The sequence below is a fragment of the Rhizobium sp. NZLR1 genome (genome assembly GCF_017357385.1).
GTDB lineage: Bacteria > Pseudomonadota > Alphaproteobacteria > Rhizobiales > Rhizobiaceae > Rhizobium.
In genome coordinates, this window is the sequence record NZ_CP071632.1 from 1,736,226 (window position 1) to 1,760,158 (window position 23,933).

A 23,933-nucleotide genomic window follows, 5' to 3' on the forward strand; every position below is an offset into this window, starting at 1 on the left:
AAACGAAAATTATGGCGAAACAGGACGAGTTGGTATTCCTGCCTCTGGGCGGCGTTGGCGAGATCGGCATGAATCTCGCTCTTTATGGCTACGGCCCGCCCGAGCATCGCCAATGGATCATGGTCGATTGCGGCGTTACCTTTCCCGGCCCCGACCTGCCGGGCGTCGACCTCGTCCTGCCCGATATCCGTTTCCTCGCCAGTGAACGCAAGAACCTCAAGGCGATCATCATCACCCATGCCCATGAAGATCATTATGGCGCGCTCGCCGATCTCTGGCCCGGGCTCAATGTGCCGGTCTATGCCTCGGGCTTTACCGCTGGTCTGCTCGAAGCCAAGCGCAATTTCGAAAAGGCCAGGATCGGCGAAGTGCCGGTGACGCCGTTCAAGGCAGGCGACACCATCAATGTCGGCCCCTTCAGCATCGAAGGTGTGGCCGTCAACCATTCGATCCCCGAGCCGATGTCGCTGATGATCCGCACGCCAGTCGGCAATGTCATCCATACCGGCGACTGGAAGATCGACCACGAGCCTTCGCTCGGCCCTCTGACCGATGAGACGCGGTTCCGTCAGCTCGGCGACGAGGGCGTTCTGGCGCTGATGTGCGATTCCACCAACGCGCTACGCGACGGCGTTTCGCCCTCCGAAAAGGATGTGTCGGAAAGCCTGCGCAAGATCATCGAGAATGCCGAAGGGCGGGTGGCGATCACCACCTTCTCGTCGAATGTCGGGCGCATCCGCACTGTTGCCGAGGCTGCCGAGGCGGCAGGTCGCGAAGTGCTGCTGCTCGGCAGCTCGCTGAAGCGGGTCGTCGACGTTGCCCAGGATATCGGCCTGATGGAGGGCGTGAAGCCTTTCATCTCCGAGGACGAATACGGCTACATCCCGCGCGACAAGGTCGTCGTCATTCTGACCGGCAGCCAGGGCGAGGCGCGGGCAGCGCTTGCCAAGCTTTCCCGCGACGAGATGCGCAATGTGGCATTTGCGGCCGGCGATATCGTCGTGTTTTCCTCGCGCTCCATTCCCGGCAACGAGAAGGCGATCCAGGACATCAAGAACGGCCTCGTCGAGCAGGGTGTGCACATCATCACCGATACCGAGGCGCTGGTTCACGTCTCCGGCCATCCCCGCCGCAACGAGTTGCAACGGATGTACGAGTGGACGCGGCCGAAGATCGTCGTGCCGGTGCATGGCGAGGCGACGCATCTGACGGCACACAAGGAGCTTGCCGAGCAATCCGGCATCGCCCTGGTGCCGCGCGTGCGCAACGGCGATATTCTGCGGCTGGCGCCCGGTCCCGCCGAGGTGATCGGCCAGGCGCCACATGGCCGCATCTACAAGGACGGTACGCTGATCGGCGATTTCGACGAGATGGGGATCGGCGAGCGCAAGAAGCTTTCCTATGTCGGTCATGTCGCGGTCAGCGTCGTGCTCGACGCCCGCTATGACATCGTCGGTGATCCCGATCTCGTTTCGATCGGCCTGCCGGTCTACGACGTCGAGGGCGAGGAGATGGAAGATACGCTCTTCGAAGCGGCGATCAGCGCCATCGAAAGCATTCCGCGCGCCCGTCGCAAGGATATCGACATGCTGCAGGAGGCCGTGCGCCGGGCCATCCGCTCGGCCGCGAACCAGGTCTGGGGCAAGAAGCCGGTCGTCACCGCCTTCGTCACCAAGGTCTGACCATGCTTGGCCGCGTGAACCATGTCGCCATTGCCGTCGCCGATCTGGCCGCGGCAACGGCCGCCTATCGTGACACGCTAGGCGCTGCCGTATCGCAGCCGCAGGCTCTGCCGGAACACGGCGTCACCGTCGTCTTCGTCGAATTGCCGAACACCAAGGTCGAATTGCTGCAACCGCTCGGCGATACCTCGCCGATCGGAGCCTTCCTCGAAAAGAACCCGTCTGGCGGGATGCACCATATCTGCTACGAGGTGGATGATATCATTCTCGCCCGTGACCGGTTGGTCGAGGCCGGGGCAAGGGTACTCGGCGACGGCCAGCCGAAAACCGGCGCGCATGGCAAACCGGTGCTGTTTCTGCATCCCAAGGATTTCTTCGGCACGCTGATCGAACTCGAACAGGCGTGACCCCTGCGGCAGAATGCCTCCGAGGCGGCTATGCGCGTCATCCGCTTTGAGTTGGCTGCCATTCCGCCGTATAAGGGCGCCTAACTCAAAGTGACAGAACGTCTGTTGCCGTCCTCTAAAGCATGTCGCGCAAAAGTGTGCAGCGGTTTTGCGGCAACGACATGCGTAAAACAAAGAGCTAAAGCGCAAGGAGCGAATCTGAAAGATCGCGACGCGCTTTAGCGCGACACCACCGGGAACCACAATGCTCCAGACATTTCTTCAGGGATTTGCCGTCTACTTCATCGTCTGGTGGATGACGCTGTTTGCCGTCCTGCCGATCGGCCTGCGCACCCAGGCTGAGGACAATGACGTCGTTTTCGGCACCGTTCCGAGCGCGCCCAGCCGGTTTCGTGCCGCCTTCGTCTTTTCACTGACGACGGTGATTTCCGCTCTGATCTACGGCCTCTGGTATGTCTGCGACACCTATTTCGGCTGGGGCTTTGATGCTCTTCCACAACTCGGGCCGAGCTTCTATTAAGAGCTAGCTTTTGCCCAAACTTTGGGCAGATGTATATCACTAAAAAGCGAACTTCGTCACACCAGCGTCATGCGATTGCGGCAAAGAGCTGGCGTAAGGGAATGAGGATCATTCCCTTACGGAAGTTGTTTGGATTTTTAGGGTAGGGTGAAGTCGAAAAGCCAAAAAAAAACAAGGCTAAAAGCCTTGTTTTAAGTATCGCGTGATCTGTAACCGTTGCCGGGGCAGCGACGAGCGCGCCTAAGATCTGATCCTCCCAAGACTTGACCGCGAATTTGGCAAGAATTTATCTCTCTTGCCTGTTTTGTGAGCTAAAGCTAGCTCAAACATTGGGCTTTGTCATTAGCTTTTTTTGCATTTTTGCTACACTCTAGTAAAATTTTTCTGTTGACAAGATTTTCGTTCAAGTCCTTATAAACACGCGCTTTTCGACGCCCTTCCATTTTGGGGCTGCGAACATGCGCTCCGGGGAGGTTGCCAACGTTCGTTGCGGGTTTCCTTCCTGCCGCGAAGCGGCTATGAACGCTCCCGACATCCACCACTGTCTTTCGATTCCGCTTACGGCGGGATCTCAACTGCTTCGGAATCCGCCATGCGTCTGTCCCGCTATTTCATGCCCATCCTCAAGGAAAACCCCAAGGAGGCGGAAATCGTCTCCCACCGGCTGATGTTGCGCGCCGGCATGATCCGCCAGCAGTCGCAGGGCATCTATTCCTGGCTGCCGCTCGGCAAACGCGTGCTCGACAAGGTCAACGCCATTATCCGCGACGAGCAGAACCGCGCCGGCGCCATCGAGCTTTCGATGCCGACCCTGCAGTCGGCCGAACTCTGGCAGGAGAGCGGCCGCTACGACGCCTACGGCAAGGAGATGCTGCGCATCAAGGACCGCCAGGATCGGCCGATGCTCTATGGCCCCACCAACGAGGAGATGGTGACGGATATTTTCCGCTCCTCCGTCAAGTCGTACAAGGACCTGCCGCTCAATCTCTATCACATCCAGCTGAAGTTCCGCGACGAGATCCGCCCGCGCTTCGGCACCATGCGCTCGCGCGAATTCATGATGAAGGATGCCTATTCCTTCGATCTGACGCGTGAAGCGGCGGAGCATTCCTACAACAAGATGTTCGCCGCCTACCTCAGAACCTTCGACCGGCTCGGCCTGCGCGCCATTCCGATGCGCGCCGATACCGGCCCGATCGGCGGCAAGCTCAGCCATGAATTCATCATTCTCGCCGACACCGGCGAATCCGAGGTTTTCTGCCACAAGGATTTCGTCGACTTCAATATTCCCGACGAACGCACTGATTTCGACAGTGTCGAAGGCCTGCAGGCGATCTTCGACAAGTGGACCTCGCTCTATGCGGCGACCTCGGAAATGCATGACGAGGCGGCCTTCAACGCCGTTCCCGAAGGCGACCGCCTATCGGCACGCGGCATCGAGGTCGGCCACATCTTCTATTTCGGCACGAAATATTCGGAGCCGATGGGCGCGAAAGTGCAGGGACCCGACGGCAAGGAACATTTCGTTCACATGGGTTCCTACGGTATCGGCCCGACACGCCTTGTTCCCGCCATCATCGAAGCCTCGCATGACGACAATGGAATCATCTGGCCGGCATCGGTGGCGCCCTTCGATGTCGTGGTGATCAACATGAAGGCAGGCGATCAGGCCTGCGACGATACCTGCGAGCTGATCTATGCCGCGCTGACCAAGGCCGGCAAGGATGTGCTCTACGACGATACCGACGACCGGGCCGGCACGAAATTCGCGACCGCCGACCTGATCGGTGTGCCCGTCCAGATCATCGCCGGCCCGCGCGCGGTCGCAAACGGCGAAGTCGAGGTGAAGGACCGCAAGACCGGCGCCCGCGAAACGATGACCATCGAAGCGGCGATCAACAGGTTCGTGGCTTAAGGAAACGGAGGCGAAATGGCAGAGGCAGCAGTGGACCGGAGTTCAAAATCCGGCTTGGGTCCGGCTGGCAAGCCATTTTCCACCTTCGAACGCCTCGTGGCGTGGCGCTATCTGCGCGCCCGCCGCAAGGAAGCCTTCATCTCGGTCATCGCCGGCTTTTCCTTCGTCGGCATCACGCTCGGCGTTGCGACGCTGATCATCGTCATGGCGGTGATGAACGGCTTCCGCACCGAGCTCGTCTCGCGCATCCTCGGCATTAACGGCCACATGATTGTCCAGCCGTCCGATGGTCCCTTCACCGATTATCCCGACCTCTCCAGCAGGCTGGCCGCCGTGCCCGGCGTCAAAATGGCGCTGCCCTTGGTAGAAGGCCAGGTGCTTGCCTCCGCCCAAGCTGGCGGCAGCACCGGTGCTTTGGTGCGCGGCGCCCGCGCCGAGGACTTGACCAAGCTGAAGACCATCTCCGACAACATCAAATCAGGCGACATGGTGGGTTATGCCTCCGGCCAAGGCGTGCTGATCGGCACCGGCATGGCCAACCAACTCGGCCTGAGCGTCGGCGACCTCATCACCCTGACCTCGCCGGATGGTGACATTACGCCGATGGGCGTCAGCCCGCGCGTCAAGTCCTACAAGATCTCCGGCCTCTTCGAGATCGGCATGTCGGAATATGATTCCTCGATCATCTTCATGCCGCTCGAGGAAGCGCAGCTGTATTTCAATGCCGAGGGACTGGTGCAGTCGATCGAGCTTTTCGTCGATCACCCCGACGACATCGACGCTCTGAAGCCCAAGGTGGAGGAAGCGGCAGGCCGCCAGATCAACCTCACCGACTGGCGCCAGCGCAATCAGACCTTCTTTTCGGCGCTGCAGGTCGAGCGCAACGTCATGTTCATGATCCTGACGCTGATCGTGCTTGTCGCGGCGTTGAACATCATCTCCGGTCTCATCATGCTGGTGAAGGACAAGGGCAGCGATATCGCCATTCTGCGCACCATGGGCGCCAGCGCCGGCGCGATCATGCGCATCTTCTTCATGACCGGGGCGGCGATCGGTATCGTCGGCACCGTTGCCGGCGTGCTGCTCGGCGTCCTCGTCTGCGTCAACATCGAATCCATCCGCCAGTTCTTCTCCTGGATTTCAGGCACGGTGATCTTCAATCCGCAGGTCTATTTCCTCAGTCAGCTGCCGGCCGAGATGGATCTCAGCGAAACCATCTCGATCGTCGTCATGGCGCTGACGCTCTCCTTCATCGCGACCATCTTCCCGGCCTGGCGCGCCTCCAGGCTCGATCCGGTGCAGGCCCTACGCTACGAATAAGGAATGCCGCCTTCATGAAACGCAACGTCGTTCTCAAGCTTACCGGCGTCGAGCGCCATTACGGGCAGGGCGATACGCTGCTCCCGATCCTGAAGAGCGCGGATTTCTCGCTGTCGAAAGGCGAGATCGTCGCTCTCGTTGCCCCCTCCGGCACGGGCAAGTCGACCCTGCTGCATGTCGCCGGCCTCTTGGAACATCCCGATGGCGGTGAAGTCAGCATCAACGGCCATGCCTGCGACGGCCTGAGCGATGAGAAACGTACCGCGATCCGCCGCAGCGAGATCGGCTTCGTCTATCAATTCCACCACCTGTTGCCGGAATTTTCCGCACTCGAGAACATCATGATGCCGCAGCTGATCGCCGGGCTGTCCTGGAAGGAGGCCGGTGAGCGGGCGGGCCAGCTTCTCGATTATATGCGCATCGGCCATCGTGGCGCCCATCGCCCTGGCGAGCTTTCCGGCGGCGAGCAACAGCGCGTCGCGATCGCCCGCGCCGTCGCCAATGCGCCGAGCTTGCTTCTTGCCGACGAGCCGACCGGCAACCTCGACCCGGAAACGGCAAGCTACGTCTTCGATGCGCTGGAGGCGCTGGTGCGCCAGTCCGGCCTCGCGGCCCTCATCGCCACCCACAATCATGAACTCGCCCGTCGCATGGATCGGCGCGTGACGATCGCGGATGGCAAGGTCGTCGATTTCTAGAGCATGTCGCCCGGACGTGTGCAGCGGTTCCGGGATAACGCTGCAGAAACAAAAATCTAAGGCAGCGATTACGGGATGACCAGCCCGCCGCGATAATCGAGCATATAGGCCTTCTGGCCGTTTACCATGATGCATTCGTGGCCGCTGAACCGCTCGCAACCGCCTTCGCTGCGGTCGAGATAGCGGCCGGTTGGATGATCGAATTCCATCCCGCCGAGAAAGCGCTCCTGCCGATACATGGCTGAAAGTGCCGCTTTGATCACTGCCCCGGCGGCAGCGCCGTCGATGAGATCTGGTGCGACGATCCAACCGAAATAGTTCATCACCCACACGGGCTCGCCGGCAAACCACACCACCTCCTGTCCAGCGAAATCGGTGCCGCCGAAATAGCTGTCGAGATAGCGCCAGTCGCCGCGCTCATAGCCCATATCGTGGGCACCCGGCCGGCAGGGCGCGCGCGGCACGCCGCCGCCGACATAGGTCGCAGCCTTGGCCTCTACGACGAATTCGTTCAGCATCGCAATGTCGAGCATGTCGTTCTCCTCTCGGCCGGATGCTGGCAAATATGCAGTGATCTGTAAAGAACAAAAAAAGAACATCAGCCGAGACAAGCGGGTCGTCTTGAGAGGAGGTCGGCCGTCTGGCGACCATGTCACGATCTACGGCAGATCGCGAAACAACATCGCTCCTCATCAGATCGCGTCCCGGACCTTACCGAATCGCAATGCGCATCCCGGGATTTTCTAACGCAAGAAAGAAGGAAAAGATTCCTGTTGACAACGGAACAAACATCGAACAAAGTGAAAACATAACAAGTAAGGGAGAGCCAAATGACTGACATGATCCGTGATATCGCAGCATTCACCTCCATCGCAATGTTCGTTGCCAGCTTCTCGCTCATCGTCATGGCAATCTAAAGTTTTCAGGGGACCGCATGGCAGTCATGCGGTCCGGACGCGGGACTTCTTCTGGACATCTTCGCCCTCTATGCCGACAATGCGTCCGATTCATTCGGGTGATTGGGAAGGCATGGCATGGCGGATACGGCAAAGGGTTCAACGGCTGAGGTGACCGGCGGCACGCCGGGCTTCATCCACCTGAGGGTCCACTCCGCCTATTCGCTTCTCGAAGGCGCCTTGCCGCTGAAGAAGATCCTTTACAAGGCGACCGGCGACAGCCAGCCGGCGATCGCCATTACCGACACCAACAATCTGTTCGTCGCGCTGGAATTCTCCCAGAAAGCGATGGAGGAGGGCCTGCAGCCGATCATCGGCTGCCAGGTCTCGATCGACATGGAAGACGGGCTGGAAACGGAAAAGCGCGGCGGCCAGCAGGCCCTGATCAAGCTGCCGTCGATCGTTCTTCTCGCTGCCACCGATGCCGGTTACGAACGGCTCGTCGACCTCGTCAGCCGCGCCTATCTCGGCGGCGAAAGCAACCAGGCCATTCATATCAAGGCCTCCTGGCTGGAAGAGGCCGGCACAGAAGGGTTGATCGCCCTGACCGGCGCCCTGACCGGGCCTGTCGACGTGGCGATCAAGGAGGGCCATGCAGCCCAGGCGGAAGTCCGGCTGCTTGCGCTGAAGCGTCTCTTTGGCGACCGGCTCTATGTCGAGCTGCAGCGGCACGGTACCTACGACAAGCGCCATGAGCAGAGGATCGTCGGGCTTGCCTATATCAACGACCTGCCGCTGGTTGCGACCAACGAGGCCTTCTTTCCGACACGCGACGATTACGACGCCCATGATGCGCTGATGGCGGTCGCCCACAATGCCATCGTCTCCGACGATAGCCGCTTTCGCCTGACCCCGGACCATTATCTGAAGAGCCGGGCCGAGATGGCCAAGCTCTTCGCCGATCTGCCGGAAGCGCTGGAAAACACCATCGAGATCGCCAAGCGTTGCTCCTTCGTGCTGAAGACGCGAAAGCCGATCCTGCCGCGCTTCACCGGTGCGACCGACGATCCCGAGGAGGCCGAACGCGCCGAGGCGAGCGAACTGCGCCGCCAGGCAGTCGAAGGGCTGGACATGCGGCTTTCGACGCTCGGCATGTCGCCGGGTTACGAGGAAAAGGAATATCGCGAGCGACTGGATTTTGAACTCAGCGTCATCGAGCGCATGCGTTTTCCCGGGTACTTCCTGATCGTTGCCGACTTCATCAAATGGGCCAAGCAGCAGGATATACCGGTCGGCCCGGGCCGCGGTTCGGGCGCAGGTTCCCTGGTCGCCTACGCGTTGACGATCACCGACGTCGATCCGCTGCGGTTTTCGCTGCTCTTCGAGCGCTTCCTCAATCCGGAACGCGTCTCGATGCCGGACTTCGACATCGACTTCTGCCAGGACCGCCGCGAAGAGGTGATCCGCTACGTCCAGGCCAAGTATGGCCGCGAGCAGGTGGCGCAGATCATCACCTTCGGTTCGCTGCAGGCGCGCGCCGCCCTTCGCGATGTCGGCCGCGTGCTGGAAATGCCTTACGGCCAGGTAGACAAGATCTGCAAACTCGTGCCGAACAATCCGGCCAATCCGACGCCGCTGTCCAAAGCGATCGAGGAGGAGCCGAAGCTGCAGGAGGAGGCGGCGAAGGAGCCGGTCGTCGCGCGCCTGCTCGACATTGCCCAGAAGATCGAGGGGCTTTACCGCCATGCCTCGACGCATGCCGCCGGCATCGTCATCGGCGACCGCCCGCTTTCCAAGCTGGTGCCGATGTATCGCGATCCGCGCTCCGACATGCCGGTCACCCAGTTCAACATGAAATGGGTAGAGCAGGCCGGCCTGGTCAAATTCGACTTTCTTGGCCTGAAGACGCTGACGGTGCTGAAGGTCGCGGTCGATTTTGTCGCCAAGCTCGGCGTCAAGGTCGATCTCGCGGCGATCCCTCTCGACGACAAGAAGACCTACGAGATGCTGTCGCGCGGCGAGACGGTCGGCGTGTTCCAGGTGGAAAGTGCCGGCATGCGCAAGGCGCTGATCGGCATGAAGCCGGACTGCATCGAGGACATCATCGCCCTGGTGGCGCTCTACCGTCCGGGTCCGATGGAGAACATCCCGACCTACAATGCCCGCAAGCACGGTGAAGAAGAGCTGGAATCGATCCATCCGATGATCGACCACCTGCTCAAGGAAACCCAAGGCGTCATCGTCTACCAGGAACAGGTGATGCAGATCGCCCAGGTCCTGTCCGGTTACTCGCTCGGAGAAGCCGATCTTCTGCGCCGCGCCATGGGCAAGAAGATCAAGGCCGAGATGGACCAGCAGCGCGAACGCTTCGTCGTCGGCGCCGTCAAGAACGGCGTATCGAAGCCGCAGGCCGACAATATCTTCGAACTGCTGGCGAAGTTCGCCAATTACGGCTTCAACAAGTCGCATGCCGCTGCCTACGCCATCGTCTCCTACCAGACGGCCTATATGAAGGCGCATTATCCGGTCGAATTCCTCGCCGCCTCGATGACGCTCGACATGTCCAACACCGAAAAGGTCAACGATTTCCGCCAGGATGCCAAGCGCCTCGGTATCGAAGTGATCGCACCCTCGGTGCAGACCTCCTTCCGCCATTTCCAGACCGGCGCCAACCGCATCTATTATGCGCTCGCCGCCCTCAAGGGCGTCGGCGAATCCGCCGTCGACCATATCGTCGAGGTGCGTGGCGACAAGCCTTTTGCCGGCATCGAGGATTTCTGCCTGCGCATCGATCCGCGCCAGGTCAATCGCCGCGTGCTTGAAAGCCTGATTTTTGCCGGCGCCTTCGATTGTTTCGGCACCGACCGCGCCCAGCTTTCGGCCGGCCTCGACCGCATCCTCGGTTATGCCCAGCGCGCCCAAGAGAACAAGCTGAGCGGCCAGTCGGACATTTTCGGCAGCACCCTGACCTCGGGGCCGGAAAAAATCTCCCTGCCGCCGTTCTCGCCCTGGCTTGCCTCCGAGCGGCTGCTCAAGGAATTCCAGGTGCTGGGCTTCTATCTCACAGCCCACCCGCTCGATTCCTACAGCAACCTCCTGCAGAAGATGCGGGTGCAGACCTTTGCCGAATTTTCCCAAGCAATCAAACAGGGCGCCTTCAATGCGCGCCTCGCCGGCACCGTCATTTCGAAGCAGGAGCGCAAGACCCGCACCGGCAACAAGATGGGCATCATCGTCTTTTCCGACTCCTCCGGCCAGTTCGAGGCGGTGCTGTTTTCGGAAATGCTCAACCAGTATCGCGACGTGCTGGAGTCGGGAAAATCCTTCGTGCTGACCGCAACCGGCGAGGAGCGGCCGGAAGGCATCGGCTTGCGCATCCAGACGATCCAGTCGCTGGAGGAAAAGTCGCTGCAGATGCAGAAGGCGCTGCGCGTCTATGTCCGCGATTCCGGACCGCTGAAGATGGTCGCCGGTCATCTCAACGCCAAGGGCGACGGCCTCGTGTCCTTCATCGTCATCAAGGAGGAGGGCAAACGCGAGGTGGAAGTGGCGCTGGCGGAGAAATACCGCATCACCCCGGAGATCGCCGCCGCTCTTCGCGCCGCCCCCGGTGTCGTCGATGTCGAGCTTGTCTGATCACCCCGGCTGATGGTGATCAAATCTGGGTGATCGTGATCAGCCACGCGTAATGGTGATGAAATCCGTGCCGTCGCCGGTGTCACGGCCAAGGCCGGTATCGGAGATCGTCAGCGTCGAGCCGGGCGCGATCAGCGCGTCGATCCTGCGGCGGGTCTCCTCCGGGATCGTGATGCGGCTGAGCGACCGGACAATCGGCCTGCCGGTGATGATCGAGCTTTCCTGATTGGTGATGCCGAGCCGCTTCATCGTCTCGCGGGAGAGATTGTTTTCCAGCGTGATGCCGAGCCAGTCCGCCGTGCCGGCCGTTTCATCGACCGCATGCAGCGTGAAGAAATGTGTGCCAAGCGCCAAGCCCGGATCGGCGATGGTCACCGGCGCTTCGAAGATCGGCTTGAACGCCCGGCGCACCATGATGACGCCGTTCGGCGGTTCACCCTTGCCCGCCGCGGCATAGACTTCCCTCAGGAGCGCGTCGGAGACCAGACTTCTGTCACCGACAAATTCGGCCGGCCGCAGCGTCTTGAAAGTCTTGATCGCCTGCACGGTCGACGGCCCGAGCAAGCCGTCCGGATCGCCGGCGGAAAAGCCGAGCTGGTTGAGCAAGGCCTGGATGTCGATGATCGTCTCGCGCAGCGTGCGGCGGGTGATCAGCATGCTGATCGGCTCGGACGGCGGCTCGGGTTCGTGCGCGGTGATCGGCGAAGCTGCCGGCATCGGCATGGTCGCCGTATCGTTCATCGCCACCTGCACCGGTGTGCCCGGACTGTCGGGCATCGAGGGCCGCAGTTCGACATCTGAAAGCAGCAGCATCGGCGCCGGCGCTTGCCGATGGAAAAGGGTCGGATGGTCGATCGGCTGCGGCGCCACTTGGCCGTCGCTGATGATGACGGGAATGCCGGGCTCGGTCATCCCGTAGAGCATCTTTGCAAAGGCGCCCGGCATGCGCACGCAGCCATGTGAGGCCGGATAACGCGGCACGGAATTCGATTCGTGCAGCGCAATGCCGGACCAGGTCAGCCTTTGCATGAACGGCATCGGCGCCGCCGAATAGAGATTGGATTCATGGTATTTCTGCTTTTCGAGCACCGAGAAGATGCCGCTCGGCGTCGTGTGCCCGTCCTTGCCGGTCGAGACCTTCGAGGTCGCGACGACCTCGGTACCGTCATAGACCGCAAGCGACTGCCTGTCCTTCGAGACGATGATCTGCAGCGTGCGCGCATCTGCGGCAAGGGCAGGGTGCACGAGTGCGGTGGCCGACAGCAAGCCGAGGCCGAAGACGAGACGCGAGAACATGATACCCAACCATACGCAATACTTGCAGGGCACACTATGGGACGAAGTTTAAGGAAGATTTTATAGGCTGCGCGGCAGCCCGGGCTCACGCCTTAGTGATCGCGCTTGCCGCTGCCGAAGGTGTAGCCGGTCTCGACCGTGTTCTTGCCGAACTTGTCGCGCAGCTTGTCCATCGCCGCTTCGGCGGCCGCTCGCCGGCCGGAGTGCCGGTCGATGAGATCGGGCGGATCGGCGCGCGCGGCATCGCCGAGATCGCTGACGCCGATGCCGATCAGTCGGAACTTCGTGCCATCAGTTTCTTTTTCGAGAAGCTCGAGCCCGGTGCGGAAGATCCTGTCGGCAAGCTGGGTCGGGTCTTCGAGCTTGCGGTTGCGGGTGCGCGATTTGAAATCGGCGCTCTTCATCTTCAGGACGACGGTCTGGCCGGCAATGCCGCTTTTCTTCAGCCGCCAGGAGACCTTTTCGGAGAGGTTGCGCAGGATCGGCACCAGATCGTCATAACGCCAGATGTCGTCGAAGAAGGTCGTCTCGGACGAAACGCTCTTGGCCGCATCGTTGAGATGCACTTCACGGTCGTCGATGCCACGCGACAGCCGGGCGAGCCGCTGGCCGATGCTGCCGTAGCGGCGCATCAGGTCGTTTTCCTCCATCTGCTGCAACTGGCCGATGGTACGGATGCCATCTGCCTCCAGCGTCGCCGCAAAGGCCTTGCCGACGCCCCAGATGGTGGTGACGGGGCGCGGCGCCAGGAACTCGACCGCTTCTTCACGGCCGATGACGGAAAAGCCGCGCGGCTTGTGCAGGTCGGAGGCAACCTTGGCGAGGAATTTGCAATAGGAAAGCCCGACCGAAACGCTGATGCCGATTTCCTTTTCGACCCGGCGGGCGAATTTGGCGAGGGTGCGCGCCGGCGGATCGTGATGCAGCCTCTCGGTGCCACCAAGCTCGAGGAAGGCTTCGTCGATCGACAGCGGTTGCACCAGCGGCGTCAGATCCTGCATCATGGCGCGCACCTGGCGCCCGACCCGGACATATTTCTCCATGTCGGGCCTGATGACGATCGCCTCGGGGCATGCTTCCAGCGCTTTGAACATCGGCATCGCCGAACGCACGCCGTGGATGCGGGCGATATAACAGGCGGTGGAGACGACGCCGCGTTTGCCGCCGCCGATGATCACCGGCTTGTCGGCAAGTTCCGGATTGTCGCGTTTCTCGACGGCCGCGTAAAAGGCGTCGCAATCAATATGCGCAAGCGTCAATGCGTAGAGCTCGCGATGGCGCACCAGGCGGGGGCTGCCGCAGGACACACAACGGCGCGCCTCGCCCTTCTGCTCGGCAAGGCAGTCGCGACAGAAGCCGGGTGTCTTGTCGGGCGTGGGCGTCATCATGAGAACAAAGATTGAACGCCGCAACATTACGCCCTAAGCTTCCGAGTCTCAAGAGAGGCGGGAGCTTTGCCTTTGGATAACGATCTTCGTTTCGAGCCGGTAACGCCAGAACGCTGGGGCGACTTCGAAATCCTGTTCGGGCCGCAAGGTGCCTTCTATAATTGCTGGTGCGTCGCGCTGCGCCTGCCGCATGCGATAAGAACGAAGATGGCGACCGAGGAGCGCAAGGCGCATATGCAGGACCGGATCAAGGCGGGGCCGCCGCCGGGCATTCTCTGTTATGCGGATGGCGCACCGGTTGCCTGGGTGCAGGTCGGGCCGCGCCATGACGTGCCGCAGTTCAATTCGCCGCGCACCGTCTCGCGGCCGCTGGAGGAGGGTGATGCGCATGATCCATCCATCTGGGCCGTCAGCTGCTTCTTCCTGCTGCCCGGACTGCGTGGCAAGGGAATGAGCCATCGCCTGCTTTCCCTTGCGATCGACCATGCGCGGCGCCAGGGAGCGCGGCTGCTCGAAGCCTGTCCGATCGATCATGTGAAGCAGTCGAAATCCGTGACCCTCTGCGTCGGCTCGACGGCGATCTTCGATGCGGCCGGTTTCGAGATGGTGGCACGGCGCAAGGATGGCCGTCCGCTCATGCGGCTGGAACTGCGCGCATGAGAGCGCCGGAAAGAAAATGCGCCTCGATCAATTCGGCCGCATGCGTCCAGTCGCTGGCGCGGCTGATGTCGTCAGCGGCAGCCGGTGCGAAACGATGGACGGGCGAGTTCGGCATCAGATGAATCAGCAGGCAATCGGCGACGTGATCCCTGACGGAATGCAGATTGCGCGCCATATCATCGATGAAGACGACGGGAAGGGAGCGGCTGGCATGCAAGGCGTGAACGATCGGCCCCTTCGGCTGCTCGGTGGCAAGCAGCGGAAAAAGCAGGCCCAGCCTGTCGAGCAGGCGGCGGCGCTGATCCTGGAACCGCGGCTGCATCGCCGTCAGGAAAAGCACGTCGGCCTCCTGCGAAAGCCGGTCGAGCGTTTCGACGACGCGGTCGAGCGGCGTCTGCCACAGCTCCTGCGCCTCGAAGAATTCCTCGATCAGCCGGCTGACCTGCGGATCCTCGATCTCCGCGCCATCCGCCTGCGAGACGATGTTGCCGTGAAGCTTAAACGATCGCGGCAGAAACGCGTGTCCCTGGCTTTGAAGGAAAAGCTGGAAAGGACCGATGAACTGCAGCACGACGTCGTCGACGTCGCAGACGATCAACGGGCGTTCGCCGAGGCGGATATGCGAGACATCGAGGTCCGGAGTGCAGGCCACGGTCAGTATTCTCCGGAATCGAGACCCGGCGAAGAGAAATGCCGCCAGGCGGCGGTCACCGTCTCCGGGCTGATGCCGCTCGCAGCGCAGAAAGCCATCGCCGTCGGTTCGTGGTTCATCAGGAAATCCATCATGCCGGCAAGGAATCCCGGGTCGTCGACGGCGTTGCGCACCTGGCCGGGCGCGACACCCGTCAGGGCGAGGAATCGGCCGAACATGTCGGGATCGCCGGCGAGCCAACCGAGCACGGCGATCGCGGTTGCGTGCGGGTCGGCGGCCTGTTGTTTCGAAGTCTTGAAGTTGCTTTGCATTTCGAGGGGTAAGTTACCTTTTCTTCAACCAAATACCGCTAGCGTGCGCTATCGGTTTCACGGAGCTATTGTCCGCATGTGCCTTTCTCATGGGACCAACCGCTGCTTGAACGGACGTAGGGACAGCTTGCCATGCCCAAACAGGTGATGATTGTAGAAGATAACGAGCTCAACATGAAGCTCTTTCGCGACCTCATCGAGGCGTCCGGGTACACCACGATCCAGACCAGAAATGGCATGGAGGCGCTCGATCTGGCGCGCAAGCATCGCCCCGACCTCATCCTGATGGATATTCAGCTTCCCGAGGTTTCCGGCCTCGAAGTCACGAAATGGCTGAAGGAAGACGACGAGCTGCACGTCATTCCCGTCATTGCCGTCACGGCTTTCGCGATGAAGGGCGACGAGGAGCGGATCCGCCAGGGCGGCTGTGAGGCCTATGTTTCCAAGCCGATCTCGGTTCCGAAATTCATCGAGACGATCAAGACCTATCTGGGCGATGCCTGACGCATCGGAAAGACACCTATGACTGCGCGAATACTGGTGGTGGACGATATTCCGGCCAATGTGAAGCTGCTCGAAGCGCGGCTGCTCGCGGAGTATTTCGACGTCATGACCGCGGCCGACGGCTACACGGCGTTGGCGATCTGCGAGCGCAACCAGGTCGATCTCATCCTGCTCGATATCATGATGCCCGGCATAGATGGTTTCGAGGTCTGCGAGCGGCTGAAAGCCAGCCAGAAGACCGCGCATATTCCCGTCGTGATGGTCACCGCGCTCGACCAGCCGGCCGATCGCGTCCGCGGTCTGAAGGCTGGCGCCGACGATTTCCTCACCAAGCCGGTCAACGATCTGCAGCTGATCTCACGGGTGAAGAGCCTGCTGCGGTTGAAGACGTTGAGCGACGAGCTGCGCATTCGCGCCGACACCGCCCATACGATGGGCATCGACGACCTCACGCGGGTAGTCGAGGGCCGCGCCGACGAGACCGCTCAGGTCCTGCTCGTCGACGGCCGCGCCAATTCGCAGGAGCGCCTTATCAGGGCGCTGAAGCCCGTTGCCGACGTGCTTGCCCTCTCCGATCCGCAGGCAGCCCTCTTCGAGGCGGCCGAAAGCGCGTTCGATCTCGTCATCGTCAACGCCAATTTCGACGATTACGATCCGCTTCGCCTCTGCTCGCAGTTGCGCTCGCTGGAGCGCACGCGCTTCCTGCCGATCCTGATTATCACCGAGCAGGGCGCTGACGAGATGGTCGTGCGCGCGCTCGATCTCGGCGTCAACGACTACATCATCCGCCCGGTCGATCCCAACGAGCTGGTTGCCCGCAGCCTGACGCAGATCCGCCGCAAGCGCTACAACGACCGTCTGCGCGCCAGCGTCAAGCAGACGATCGAGCTTGCGGTAACCGATCCGCTGACCGGCCTCTATAACCGGCGCTATCTCGACAATCATCTGAACGTGCTCTTCAACCGTTCAATGGCGCGCGGCCGGCCGCTTTCGGTGCTGATCACCGATATCGACCGCTTCAAGCAGGTAAACGATACCTATGGCCATGACGGCGGCGACGAAGTCCTGCGGGAATTTGCAAATCGCGTCCGTTCGACCATTCGCGGTGCCGACCTTGCCTGCCGCTACGGCGGGGAGGAATTCGTCGTTGTAATGCCCGACACCTCGCCTGAGATAGCCGCCGCTGTCGCCGAGCGCCTGCGCACGGCGATCGAAAGCGCTCCCTTCATGCTGAAACACGCCGGTGAGGCGCTGAACGTCACCGCGTCCTTCGGCATCGCCTCGCGTATTGCAGCGGTGCTGACTCCGGACCAGCTGATGAAGCAGGCCGATCTGGCTCTTTACGAGGCCAAGAATACCGGCCGCAACCGCGTTGTCGCCGCAGCCGCCTGACGAATCATCTGTCGCCTTCTGCGCCGTCTACGGGTTTTCCACAGTGGTAAGCGAATTATTACCGATTTTTAATGCCCGCCCGCATGGCGCGGGGTGAAAATTTTGCCGCCAAATAGCCCAAAAATGGATTTCCGGCTTTGCTGCCGATGCGCCGCTGCCCGATAGTCTTGAAAGTGTGCGGCCATAGCTAAAAATGAAATAGCGACTATAAAAAATTCCCCATGCCGATAGGGCGAAATACAGTGCGATGGAGCCACCTCACCTAAGGGGAGGGGATGGGTAAGTTATTACGTTATAGTGTAGAATTTCTTCGAAGCGTGGATGCCTACGCTTCGAGCCCAAGCAGAGCCGACCAATCTTTGTATGCACCAAAACTGGACTTTTAACCATAGAATCAAGTCCGCAAAAATCATCATTAAGAATTTGTTGATTTTCTTTCATTTTTGCGCAAATTATCGGCTCATAAGAGAAGCGCTCCCGTTGAGGAGTTGTCGATACCCCATGATGCTCAGGTCCGCCGCATCTCCTGGGTCGTGGGGTCGGTCGGCTAGTAGGCAAGTTATAGCGGTTCCTCGTGCCGTTTTGCATGCTGGCCGACCCCCTTTCAAGAAAACGCCGCCACTTCCCGAAGATGGAAGGGCGGCGTTTTTCTGTTTGCGCTATCATCTTTAAAGGCGATCACCTGGACAACAAAAAACGCGCAACCCGAGGGCGCGCGCTTTTTTGAAATCCTGAGATCAAGTGACTACTTGATCTTGGTTTCCTTGAACTCGACGTGCTTCCGTGCAACCGGGTCGTACTTCGTCTTCGTCATCTTGTCCGTCATCGTACGGCTGTTCTTCGTCGTGACATAGAAGAAACCGGTGTCGGCTGTCGACAGCAGCTTGATCTTGATTGTTGTAGCCTTGGCCATGGTCGTCCTGCCTTTAAGGAAAATGAAAGCCGTGGAAACCGGATGGGCTCCACGGCAAATTCTGGCGCGAAACTACGAATCTCGCCCGAAAAGTCAAGTCCGTTTTCGAATGAACATCAGTCTGATGCCGGAAAGTAGGGCGTAGAGACCGAAGAACGCGGCAATCGCCCAGGCAAAACCGTTATTTCCGGCGACATCGATCGCTGCGCCGATCGCCTGCGGCCCGGCGACGGTTCCCATAGCGTAACAGAAGATGAAGGCGGCATTGGCCGCCGCAAGGTCGGAGCCCGTCAGCCGCGAGCCGAGGTGGCTAAGCCCGACCGTATAGAGACCGGAGACGCAGCCGCCCCAGAAAAGCAGCAGCCCGGCCATCAGCAGCCAGTTGTCTAGCAGCACCGGCAACACCATCGCGCCGATGAACCCCATCAGCGCCATGCCGGCCAGAAGCGGCCGCTTATCGGCGATGCGGTCGGAGAGCAGGCCGAGCGGGATCTGAAAGATGACGTTGCCGACGCCCATCATGGTGAGCAGAAGTGCTGCCTGCGATTCGGTAAAATGGGCCCGCACAGCAAAGATCGGGAAAAGCGACAGGCCGCCCGCTTCGACCGCGCCGAAGATGAAGACCGCCGCCGTCGCCGTCGGCACCAGGAAAACGTAGCGCATGAAATGCAACTCCGGTTTTTCCTCGAGCACCGGGCTTTCGTCGCGGGCTATGAAGATCGGAATGGCGGCCAGCAGGATGGCGCAGGCGCCGATCAGGAAGGGGAAGATGCCGTCGCTGCCGAGAATCGAGAACAGCAGCGGCCCGGCCGCGAAGCCGAGGGAAAGCACGGTCGCGTAGATGCCGAGCACGAAGCCGCGTTTGGAAGGCGGCGAAGCGGCATTGATCCAGAATTCGGAGAGGATGAACAGCGTCGTCGTCGCGCCATGGAAAGCGAAACGCAGTGGAAACCACATCCAGAAATCCTGGGCATAATAAAAACCGAGCGCGCTCAGCGCCGAAATCAGCACGGCCCAGAGCATTGTCGGCGCAACGCCGTATTTATGGGCGAGCCTAGTGGTGATCGGCGCGGCGGCCATCGCCGCGACCCCGGCCATTGCCGTGTTGAGCCCGATCAGGGTGGACGAGATGCCGCGTTTTTCGAGGATGATGCTGAGAAGCGGAAGTCCGAGGCCGATTGCTATGCCAACGGCAGAAATGGACGAGATGGCTGCCACCAGAGAAGGCCAATGGATTTCTTCGACATCGCCCGGTGTGCCGTTTCTCGGCTGAGACATTTATCCATCCTTAGAAAGCTACGCGCGCGAATCGGCCGGTCACCTCACACAGATAGACACAGACGTGCCAAATCCGGGTGACGGGCAGCGTTTCGCAATATGTCCGATGTGAGTGACCACCTGCGGAATGTAAAGCCTGTTCAGACAAGAAAAGCTTACCATGTCAAATCGTTGAGGATCGTCGGCCGCCGCGTTCGGGTGGTGATCGGTGGAGCGCTGGCACTACACGTCAAATATGTCTGGAAGGTGAAGGCGCTAATCCGGCCGGCCGGGGATGTCATAATCGTCGGAACCGTCACTCTCTCCACCGAAACCGTGCATGCGCAACGCCCATTGCAGGCCGATGACGCCGCCCTTGATCGGCTGGATCGAGGCAAGCGCGGTGATGACGGTGATCGGCGCCCAGATGGCAAGATGCGCCCATACCGGCAGCACGAAGGTCATGTCGGTCAGCATATAGCCACCGACCACGACGTGGCCGAGAACGAGGATGACGATATAGGGCGGCAGGTCGTCCGCGCGTTGGTGATACATCGCCTCGCCGCAGGCTGCGCAATGATCGACCGGCTTCAGAAAGGCGCGAAAGAGCTTGCCGCTGCCGCAAGCCGGGCAGCGGTTCATCAGCCCCCGCATGATGGAGCGCCCAACCGGACGCTCGACCTCAGGCATATCCCCGTAGCGGACAGCCGGATCGGTCGGTGTGCGCATCGCATGTTCCTCTTCGGAGCTAAAGAATGTCATTTGAGCCTTCTGATGCGATGAAATACAGGTTAAACGCAAATGAATCAAACGTTTGGCAACGAGCCTCGCCCCAGCGTGCCACAGTTCACGCAGCTGCAGGGCCAATATCTGGCCTCCATTTATGCCTACACCAGGATCTTCAAACGCCCTCTCGCAGAAGCCGATATGCATGGCCACTTTGAGGTGACCGCACCGTCTGTCCACCAGATGGTGCTAACGCTGGAAAAAGCCGGTCTCATTCAACTTGTTGCGACGGCGGCTATCCCGCTGTTTCGCCAGTGCTGCTCCGAATATCCCAAGGGCCCGAAACGGCGCTTCGATCTCAATGCCTAACGGCGTCAAGGTATATGCCTTCCGGCTTTCAACATCGATTTGCGCCACGAGTGCTGCCGTCTCGAGCTCTCTCAGATTCCGGGTCAACTCCTTGGCACTGATGCCTTCGATCGCCACGAGCAGCGCATTGTATCGACGCGGTCCGGAAAGCACTAGTACGCGCAAAATATGGAGCTTCCACCGTCCGCCGATGGTGTTGATCGCGACATCAAGCGGGCAGGATGCGGGGTCGTGCTCGGAGGACTCTGGCTCTGAGACCAATAAGGGAACCTCGCGGTGCGTTGAGGCACCTGGGTGCAGCTCGCTAATATCCTCCAATGATGATCTCCGAAGAACCAACAGTACCCGCCGAGTTTAGCGGTCCCGCCCTTTCGATGCCAGCACTTTCGATGCCGGCATGGGTTGACCGTGAAGCCTATTCATTCACCTCAAAGTGGTTCGATCTTCCCGATGGAAGGATGCACTATATTGATGAGGGCGAGGGTGATATTCTCCTATTCGCGCACGGCAATCCCAGCTGGTCGTTTGAATACCGCCACCTCATCCGTCATTTTTCTTCGACTCATCGCTGCATTGCGCTCGATTATCTCGGGTTCGGCCTTTCCGACAAGCCGCCTCACCTGTCCTATCTCCCTCAATTCCACTCGGCCAATCTTGGTCGATTCATCGAAGGGCTCGATCTCAAGAACATTACCCTCGTCTTTCAGGATTGGGGCGGTCCGATCGCGCTCAGCTACGCGGTCGCCAATCCATCGAGAGTGAGTCGGATCATCGCATCGAATAGCTGGTTCTTCGATGTGCGGGAGTATCCGGCCGTTCGACGCTTCAGCCATATTATCGGAAGTGCGTTCGGACGGATGCTGTGCAAGCACCTCAATTTGTTTCCTCGCGTGCTTCTTAAAGCCTCGTTCGGAGATTCCTCGAGGCTGGGTCCAGAGGTCCACGCGCAATATCTGGCGCCGTTTCCAACGGCGGCCGAGCGCAAGGGCACATGGGTTTTCCCGCGCGCCATCGTCGGGGAAAGCTCTTGGCTGGCTGAGATCTGGGCGCGGCGTCACACCTTAAAGGACCGGCCAACACTCCTGATCTGGGGAATGAAGGACCCTGGTTGCACGCCGCTGCTTCCACGCTGGACGGAGGTGTTCACGGACCACCGTCTCATTAGGCTCGACGATGTCGGTCACAACGTTGCTGAGGAAGCTGGGCGGCACCTTATCGGCCCGATTGCGAGCTTTCTTTCGGATCGATCACCGTCATGACCTGTGTAGCGATACTAGGTGGCAGCGGCCGCTTGGGCAGCCGCATCGTCGCAAACCTTATCCGGCAGAAGATGCAGGTTCGGGCCCTCGTCCATAGCCACGGACTCGCCGCGGCTGAAAGCGACTATACGGCGGTATATGGCGATGCCCGTGACCCTTCTGCGATTCGAGCCTTACTCACAGGTGCCGACGCGGTGATTTCCACGCTCGGAAGTGCCGGTGCACAGATCGCGGACGTCACCTCTGCCGCCGTTAGGAACCTGATCCCGGAGATGACTGCGCTCGAGATCACGCGCATCGTTTCCGTCACGGGATCGGCTGTGCGCGACGACATTGAGGTTGGCAGGGAGCATCCCCACATGGCTGAACGGCGTGCCGCTCTTATGCAGCACATACCCGGACTGGTTCTTGACGGCGAGGGGCATCTGCGGCTGCTGCGGCAATCTACCCTCAATTGGACGGTCATACGATTACCTCGGATGACATCCGATCCCGCCAGGCCAGCCACTCTTCGGGTCGATCCGCCGGTGCCGGCCGAGACGATCAGCTACGAGGCCGGTGCCGAGGCGATTGTTGAAGAGCTCATTTATGCCAGGTGGGTTCGAAAAGCTCCGTTCGCTTCAGAAGCTTAACGGCAGAAGCTTAACGGCAGAATCTTAACGGCTTGTCACAGCGCTTCGCTATGCCGTGCTCGCTGCTGACACGCAAGCTTCGCCGGGCGACAGCCATGGGCACCGTAAAGTTAACCCTTCGGCGACAGGCGGTGCAATCTTTCGGCATGACACCAGCCGCTCGTGATCCCCTACTCGAGAAGAAGTTGGCAGTAGCCACGCTCGAGGACTGGGCCTTGGCCATCGTTGCGGGGTCCACAATGCTCCAGGCGCGGTATCCGGAAGAGCGAAGATCCTCAGAAGCGCGCTGCCGCTCTTGACCTATTAAAGAGGACGATTCAGCGCAAGGGCTCGACTAAGACACCAACGATCCAACGTGCAAGCGGCATCAGCATGAGGAGGCTCGGGAAGGCTACGAGCCACGACACCGCCCATGCGCCGGGCCAGTGCGCGAAAAAACCGCTTCCAGCACTCATGCCAGTTGCCACAGCCGAGACTATTGCAGACATCATTAGGGATAGAACGAACGGGATTAGAAGTTTGGAGTAGCCTGCTGGCAGCTTCTTCCATCTGGGATTTTTATTGCGCCGATCGGTCATCGCGATACCACGTTTGTTCCAATTGGCCATATCAATATTGTCCCGCCTTGAGGTCGCCAATGAACTGGTGCAAGGAACGCGGCTCGCGGCCCAAAGCCGCCCTTAGCGTAAGACTGTTACCGCCGAGCCCAAACCTTGCATAATGCTCGTGAACCTTTGAAAGGAGATGCAGCTGATGGTCGTTGTACGGCAAATTCCCGCTCGATGCCCACTCGGCAAAGGAAGGTTCCAGAGCCTCGACGTGACGTCCAAGCGCTTCCGACATCATTTCGGCAATATCGCCTCTGTGGTAAAGTCCTTCAGAGCAAAGCTCGAGAGTGGCGAAAGCCAGTCGATCGCTAGTCAGAGCCTCGGCAGCGACGTCGGCAACGTCTCGATAATCAACACGCGCAATGCGCGCGGTCTTGGGGAATGGCTCGGAAAATGTACTCGTCTCCAGCACGTTCGGCCACGCGAGGGCGATGTTCTGCATGAAGTTCGCGGGGTGAAGGATCGTGTACTGTAGACGCGATGAATAGAGCGCTTCTTCCACAGGTATTTTGCTCGCGTGGTTCTCGAGCCGCGTATTTGTTGGCTGAATAACCGATGAGAAAACAAATTTGCGCACTCCGCTGCGCTCAGCGGCCTCGATCATTGAGACACCCATCGCGGCTTCGTCCGGCGCAAATGCTGGTCCGATATAAAAAACGCCATCGACGCCATCACATGCCCGGTCAAGACTTTCTGCATTGCGCAAGTCACCCTCAATAACATCAACCGTGGCGCCCACCTGGGTCTGCACATCTTTTGCGAGATATCGTACTAGCGCCCGAACCGTGACGTTTCGGCGTGCTAGAGCGGGCATTACCAGCCGTGCGAATTTTCCGGTGGCTCCTATCACCAGCACTTTGGGATTGCTTTCGGGCATTCGACTACTCCTCCG

General features: G+C 60.2%; 23 protein-coding genes. 12 read left to right on the plus strand and 11 right to left on the minus strand.

The features are described 5' to 3' along the window. Window positions 1–11 precede the first annotated feature (11 nt). The 6 genes from J3O30_RS08680 to J3O30_RS08705 all read left to right on the plus strand — a co-directional run bounded on the left by J3O30_RS08680 (window position 12) and on the right by J3O30_RS08705 (window position 6,542). Entirely contained in the window at window positions 12–1,682 is a 1,671-nt protein-coding gene (locus J3O30_RS08680) for a ribonuclease J (protein WP_207583797.1), read from the plus strand. A gap of 2 nt (window positions 1,683–1,684) precedes the next feature. Beyond that, complete coding sequence (gene mce / locus J3O30_RS08685) at window positions 1,685–2,089, plus strand: methylmalonyl-CoA epimerase (RefSeq protein WP_207583798.1); 405 nt, start codon at window positions 1,685–1,687, stop codon at window positions 2,087–2,089. Between the two features lie 244 nt (window positions 2,090–2,333). Beyond that, on the plus strand, window positions 2,334–2,609 hold the full coding sequence (locus J3O30_RS08690; protein ID WP_207583799.1) for a DUF1467 family protein: 276 nt from the start codon (window positions 2,334–2,336) through the stop codon (window positions 2,607–2,609). A gap of 592 nt (window positions 2,610–3,201) precedes the next feature. Continuing rightward, window positions 3,202–4,524: a proline--tRNA ligase gene (proS, locus tag J3O30_RS08695; RefSeq protein WP_207583800.1), complete on the plus strand. Its 1,323-nt coding sequence runs from the start codon at window positions 3,202–3,204 to the stop codon at window positions 4,522–4,524. Between the two features lie 15 nt (window positions 4,525–4,539). After that, window positions 4,540–5,844: a lipoprotein-releasing ABC transporter permease subunit gene (locus J3O30_RS08700; RefSeq protein WP_207583801.1), complete on the plus strand. Its 1,305-nt coding sequence runs from the start codon at window positions 4,540–4,542 to the stop codon at window positions 5,842–5,844. 14 nt (window positions 5,845–5,858) lie between these two features. After that, complete coding sequence (locus J3O30_RS08705; protein WP_207583802.1) at window positions 5,859–6,542, plus strand: ABC transporter ATP-binding protein; 684 nt, start codon at window positions 5,859–5,861, stop codon at window positions 6,540–6,542. A 68-nt stretch (window positions 6,543–6,610) separates the two neighbouring features. Here J3O30_RS08705 and J3O30_RS08710 read toward each other — a convergent pair whose 3' ends face one another. Beyond that, on the minus strand, window positions 6,611–7,075 hold the full coding sequence (locus J3O30_RS08710) for a DUF5680 domain-containing protein (protein WP_207583803.1): 465 nt from the start codon (window positions 7,073–7,075) through the stop codon (window positions 6,611–6,613). A 501-nt stretch (window positions 7,076–7,576) separates the two neighbouring features. Here J3O30_RS08710 and dnaE point away from each other — a divergent pair. After that, window positions 7,577–11,074, plus strand: coding sequence for a DNA polymerase III subunit alpha (gene dnaE / locus J3O30_RS08715; RefSeq protein ID WP_207583804.1), 3,498 nt, complete (start codon window positions 7,577–7,579; stop codon window positions 11,072–11,074). A 39-nt stretch (window positions 11,075–11,113) separates the two neighbouring features. Here dnaE and J3O30_RS08720 read toward each other — a convergent pair whose 3' ends face one another. Together J3O30_RS08720 and J3O30_RS08725 are read right to left on the minus strand one after the other, a co-directional pair. Continuing rightward, window positions 11,114–12,370 carry a L,D-transpeptidase family protein gene (locus J3O30_RS08720; protein ID WP_207583805.1) on the minus strand — a complete coding sequence of 419 codons (1,257 nt, stop codon included), beginning with the start codon at window positions 12,368–12,370 and terminating at the stop codon, window positions 11,114–11,116. Between the two features lie 92 nt (window positions 12,371–12,462). Then, on the minus strand, window positions 12,463–13,755 hold the full coding sequence (locus J3O30_RS08725; RefSeq protein ID WP_207584290.1) for a DNA polymerase IV: 1,293 nt from the start codon (window positions 13,753–13,755) through the stop codon (window positions 12,463–12,465). A gap of 75 nt (window positions 13,756–13,830) precedes the next feature. Between J3O30_RS08725 and J3O30_RS08730 the strand changes: the two genes are divergently transcribed. Next, complete coding sequence (locus tag J3O30_RS08730; RefSeq protein WP_207583806.1) at window positions 13,831–14,418, plus strand: GNAT family N-acetyltransferase; 588 nt, start codon at window positions 13,831–13,833, stop codon at window positions 14,416–14,418. Here J3O30_RS08730 and J3O30_RS08735 read toward each other — a convergent pair. Then, entirely contained in the window at window positions 14,393–15,070 is a 678-nt protein-coding gene (locus J3O30_RS08735) for a hypothetical protein (RefSeq protein WP_207583807.1), read from the minus strand. The genes J3O30_RS08730 and J3O30_RS08735 overlap by 26 nt on opposite strands. Before the next feature lie 2 nt (window positions 15,071–15,072). Continuing rightward, a complete protein-coding gene (locus tag J3O30_RS08740; protein WP_207583808.1) occupies window positions 15,073–15,381 on the minus strand; it encodes a DUF3572 domain-containing protein in 309 nt (102 codons plus the stop codon). 132 nt (window positions 15,382–15,513) lie between these two features. Here J3O30_RS08740 and J3O30_RS08745 point away from each other — a divergent pair, with 132 nt between their 5' ends. Continuing rightward, window positions 15,514–15,885, plus strand: a complete 372-nt coding sequence (locus J3O30_RS08745; RefSeq protein WP_003547430.1) for a response regulator — start codon at window positions 15,514–15,516, stop codon at window positions 15,883–15,885. Window positions 15,886–15,903: 18 nt separating this feature from the next. Beyond that, a complete protein-coding gene (locus J3O30_RS08750) occupies window positions 15,904–17,277 on the plus strand; it encodes a PleD family two-component system response regulator (RefSeq protein ID WP_207583809.1) in 1,374 nt (457 codons plus the stop codon). 745 nt (window positions 17,278–18,022) lie between these two features. On the opposite strand, the gene rpmG is transcribed toward J3O30_RS08750, so the two are convergent. The 4 genes from rpmG to J3O30_RS08770 form a co-directional block, all read right to left on the minus strand. Then, the gene (gene rpmG, locus J3O30_RS08755) at window positions 18,023–18,190 is read right to left on the minus strand and encodes a 50S ribosomal protein L33 (protein ID WP_007626161.1); all 168 of its coding nucleotides are present in this window, start codon (window positions 18,188–18,190) and stop codon (window positions 18,023–18,025) included. A gap of 93 nt (window positions 18,191–18,283) precedes the next feature. Further along, window positions 18,284–19,468, minus strand: a complete 1,185-nt coding sequence (locus tag J3O30_RS08760; RefSeq protein WP_207583810.1) for an MFS transporter — start codon at window positions 19,466–19,468, stop codon at window positions 18,284–18,286. Between the two features lie 255 nt (window positions 19,469–19,723). Beyond that, entirely contained in the window at window positions 19,724–20,176 is a 453-nt protein-coding gene (locus J3O30_RS08765) for a DUF983 domain-containing protein (protein ID WP_207584291.1), read from the minus strand. A 246-nt stretch (window positions 20,177–20,422) separates the two neighbouring features. Beyond that, on the minus strand, window positions 20,423–20,860 hold the full coding sequence (locus tag J3O30_RS08770) for a helix-turn-helix domain-containing protein (RefSeq protein ID WP_207583811.1): 438 nt from the start codon (window positions 20,858–20,860) through the stop codon (window positions 20,423–20,425). Here J3O30_RS08770 and J3O30_RS08775 point away from each other — a divergent pair. Both J3O30_RS08775 and J3O30_RS08780 read left to right on the plus strand, forming a co-directional pair. Further along, complete coding sequence (locus J3O30_RS08775) at window positions 20,860–21,801, plus strand: alpha/beta fold hydrolase (protein WP_207583812.1); 942 nt, start codon at window positions 20,860–20,862, stop codon at window positions 21,799–21,801. The genes J3O30_RS08770 and J3O30_RS08775 overlap by 1 nt on opposite strands. A gap of 32 nt (window positions 21,802–21,833) precedes the next feature. Further along, entirely contained in the window at window positions 21,834–22,433 is a 600-nt protein-coding gene (locus J3O30_RS08780) for an NAD(P)H-binding protein (protein WP_207583813.1), read from the plus strand. 317 nt (window positions 22,434–22,750) lie between these two features. Here the strand turns inward: J3O30_RS08780 and J3O30_RS08785 are convergent, their stop codons facing one another. Then, complete coding sequence (locus J3O30_RS08785; protein ID WP_207584292.1) at window positions 22,751–23,011, minus strand: DUF2798 domain-containing protein; 261 nt, start codon at window positions 23,009–23,011, stop codon at window positions 22,751–22,753. 31 nt (window positions 23,012–23,042) lie between these two features. Further along, on the minus strand, window positions 23,043–23,918 hold the full coding sequence (locus J3O30_RS08790) for an NmrA family NAD(P)-binding protein (RefSeq protein ID WP_207583814.1): 876 nt from the start codon (window positions 23,916–23,918) through the stop codon (window positions 23,043–23,045). Between the last annotated feature and the right edge of the window lie 15 nt (window positions 23,919–23,933).

Coding starts and splice junctions, on each gene's coding strand:
- J3O30_RS08705 (WP_207583802.1), top strand. CDS start 5,859: ATGAAACGCAACGTCGTTCTCAAGCTTACCGGCGTCGAGCGCCATTAC.
- mce (WP_207583798.1), top strand. CDS start 1,685: ATGCTTGGCCGCGTGAACCATGTCGCCATTGCCGTCGCCGATCTGGCC.
- J3O30_RS08710 (WP_207583803.1), bottom strand. CDS start 7,075: ATGCTCGACATTGCGATGCTGAACGAATTCGTCGTAGAGGCCAAGGCT.
- J3O30_RS08775 (WP_207583812.1), top strand. CDS start 20,860: ATGATGATCTCCGAAGAACCAACAGTACCCGCCGAGTTTAGCGGTCCC.
- J3O30_RS08700 (WP_207583801.1), top strand. CDS start 4,540: ATGGCAGAGGCAGCAGTGGACCGGAGTTCAAAATCCGGCTTGGGTCCG.
- rpmG (WP_007626161.1), bottom strand. CDS start 18,190: ATGGCCAAGGCTACAACAATCAAGATCAAGCTGCTGTCGACAGCCGAC.
- proS (WP_207583800.1), top strand. CDS start 3,202: ATGCGTCTGTCCCGCTATTTCATGCCCATCCTCAAGGAAAACCCCAAG.
- J3O30_RS08725 (WP_207584290.1), bottom strand. CDS start 13,755: ATGACGCCCACGCCCGACAAGACACCCGGCTTCTGTCGCGACTGCCTT.
- J3O30_RS08760 (WP_207583810.1), bottom strand. CDS start 19,468: ATGTCTCAGCCGAGAAACGGCACACCGGGCGATGTCGAAGAAATCCAT.
- J3O30_RS08765 (WP_207584291.1), bottom strand. CDS start 20,176: ATGCGCACACCGACCGATCCGGCTGTCCGCTACGGGGATATGCCTGAG.
- dnaE (WP_207583804.1), top strand. CDS start 7,577: ATGGCGGATACGGCAAAGGGTTCAACGGCTGAGGTGACCGGCGGCACG.
- J3O30_RS08680 (WP_207583797.1), top strand. CDS start 12: ATGGCGAAACAGGACGAGTTGGTATTCCTGCCTCTGGGCGGCGTTGGC.
- J3O30_RS08745 (WP_003547430.1), top strand. CDS start 15,514: ATGCCCAAACAGGTGATGATTGTAGAAGATAACGAGCTCAACATGAAG.
- J3O30_RS08720 (WP_207583805.1), bottom strand. CDS start 12,370: ATGTTCTCGCGTCTCGTCTTCGGCCTCGGCTTGCTGTCGGCCACCGCA.
- J3O30_RS08790 (WP_207583814.1), bottom strand. CDS start 23,918: ATGCCCGAAAGCAATCCCAAAGTGCTGGTGATAGGAGCCACCGGAAAA.
- J3O30_RS08690 (WP_207583799.1), top strand. CDS start 2,334: ATGCTCCAGACATTTCTTCAGGGATTTGCCGTCTACTTCATCGTCTGG.
- J3O30_RS08785 (WP_207584292.1), bottom strand. CDS start 23,011: ATGACCGATCGGCGCAATAAAAATCCCAGATGGAAGAAGCTGCCAGCA.
- J3O30_RS08740 (WP_207583808.1), bottom strand. CDS start 15,381: ATGCAAAGCAACTTCAAGACTTCGAAACAACAGGCCGCCGACCCGCAC.
- J3O30_RS08750 (WP_207583809.1), top strand. CDS start 15,904: ATGACTGCGCGAATACTGGTGGTGGACGATATTCCGGCCAATGTGAAG.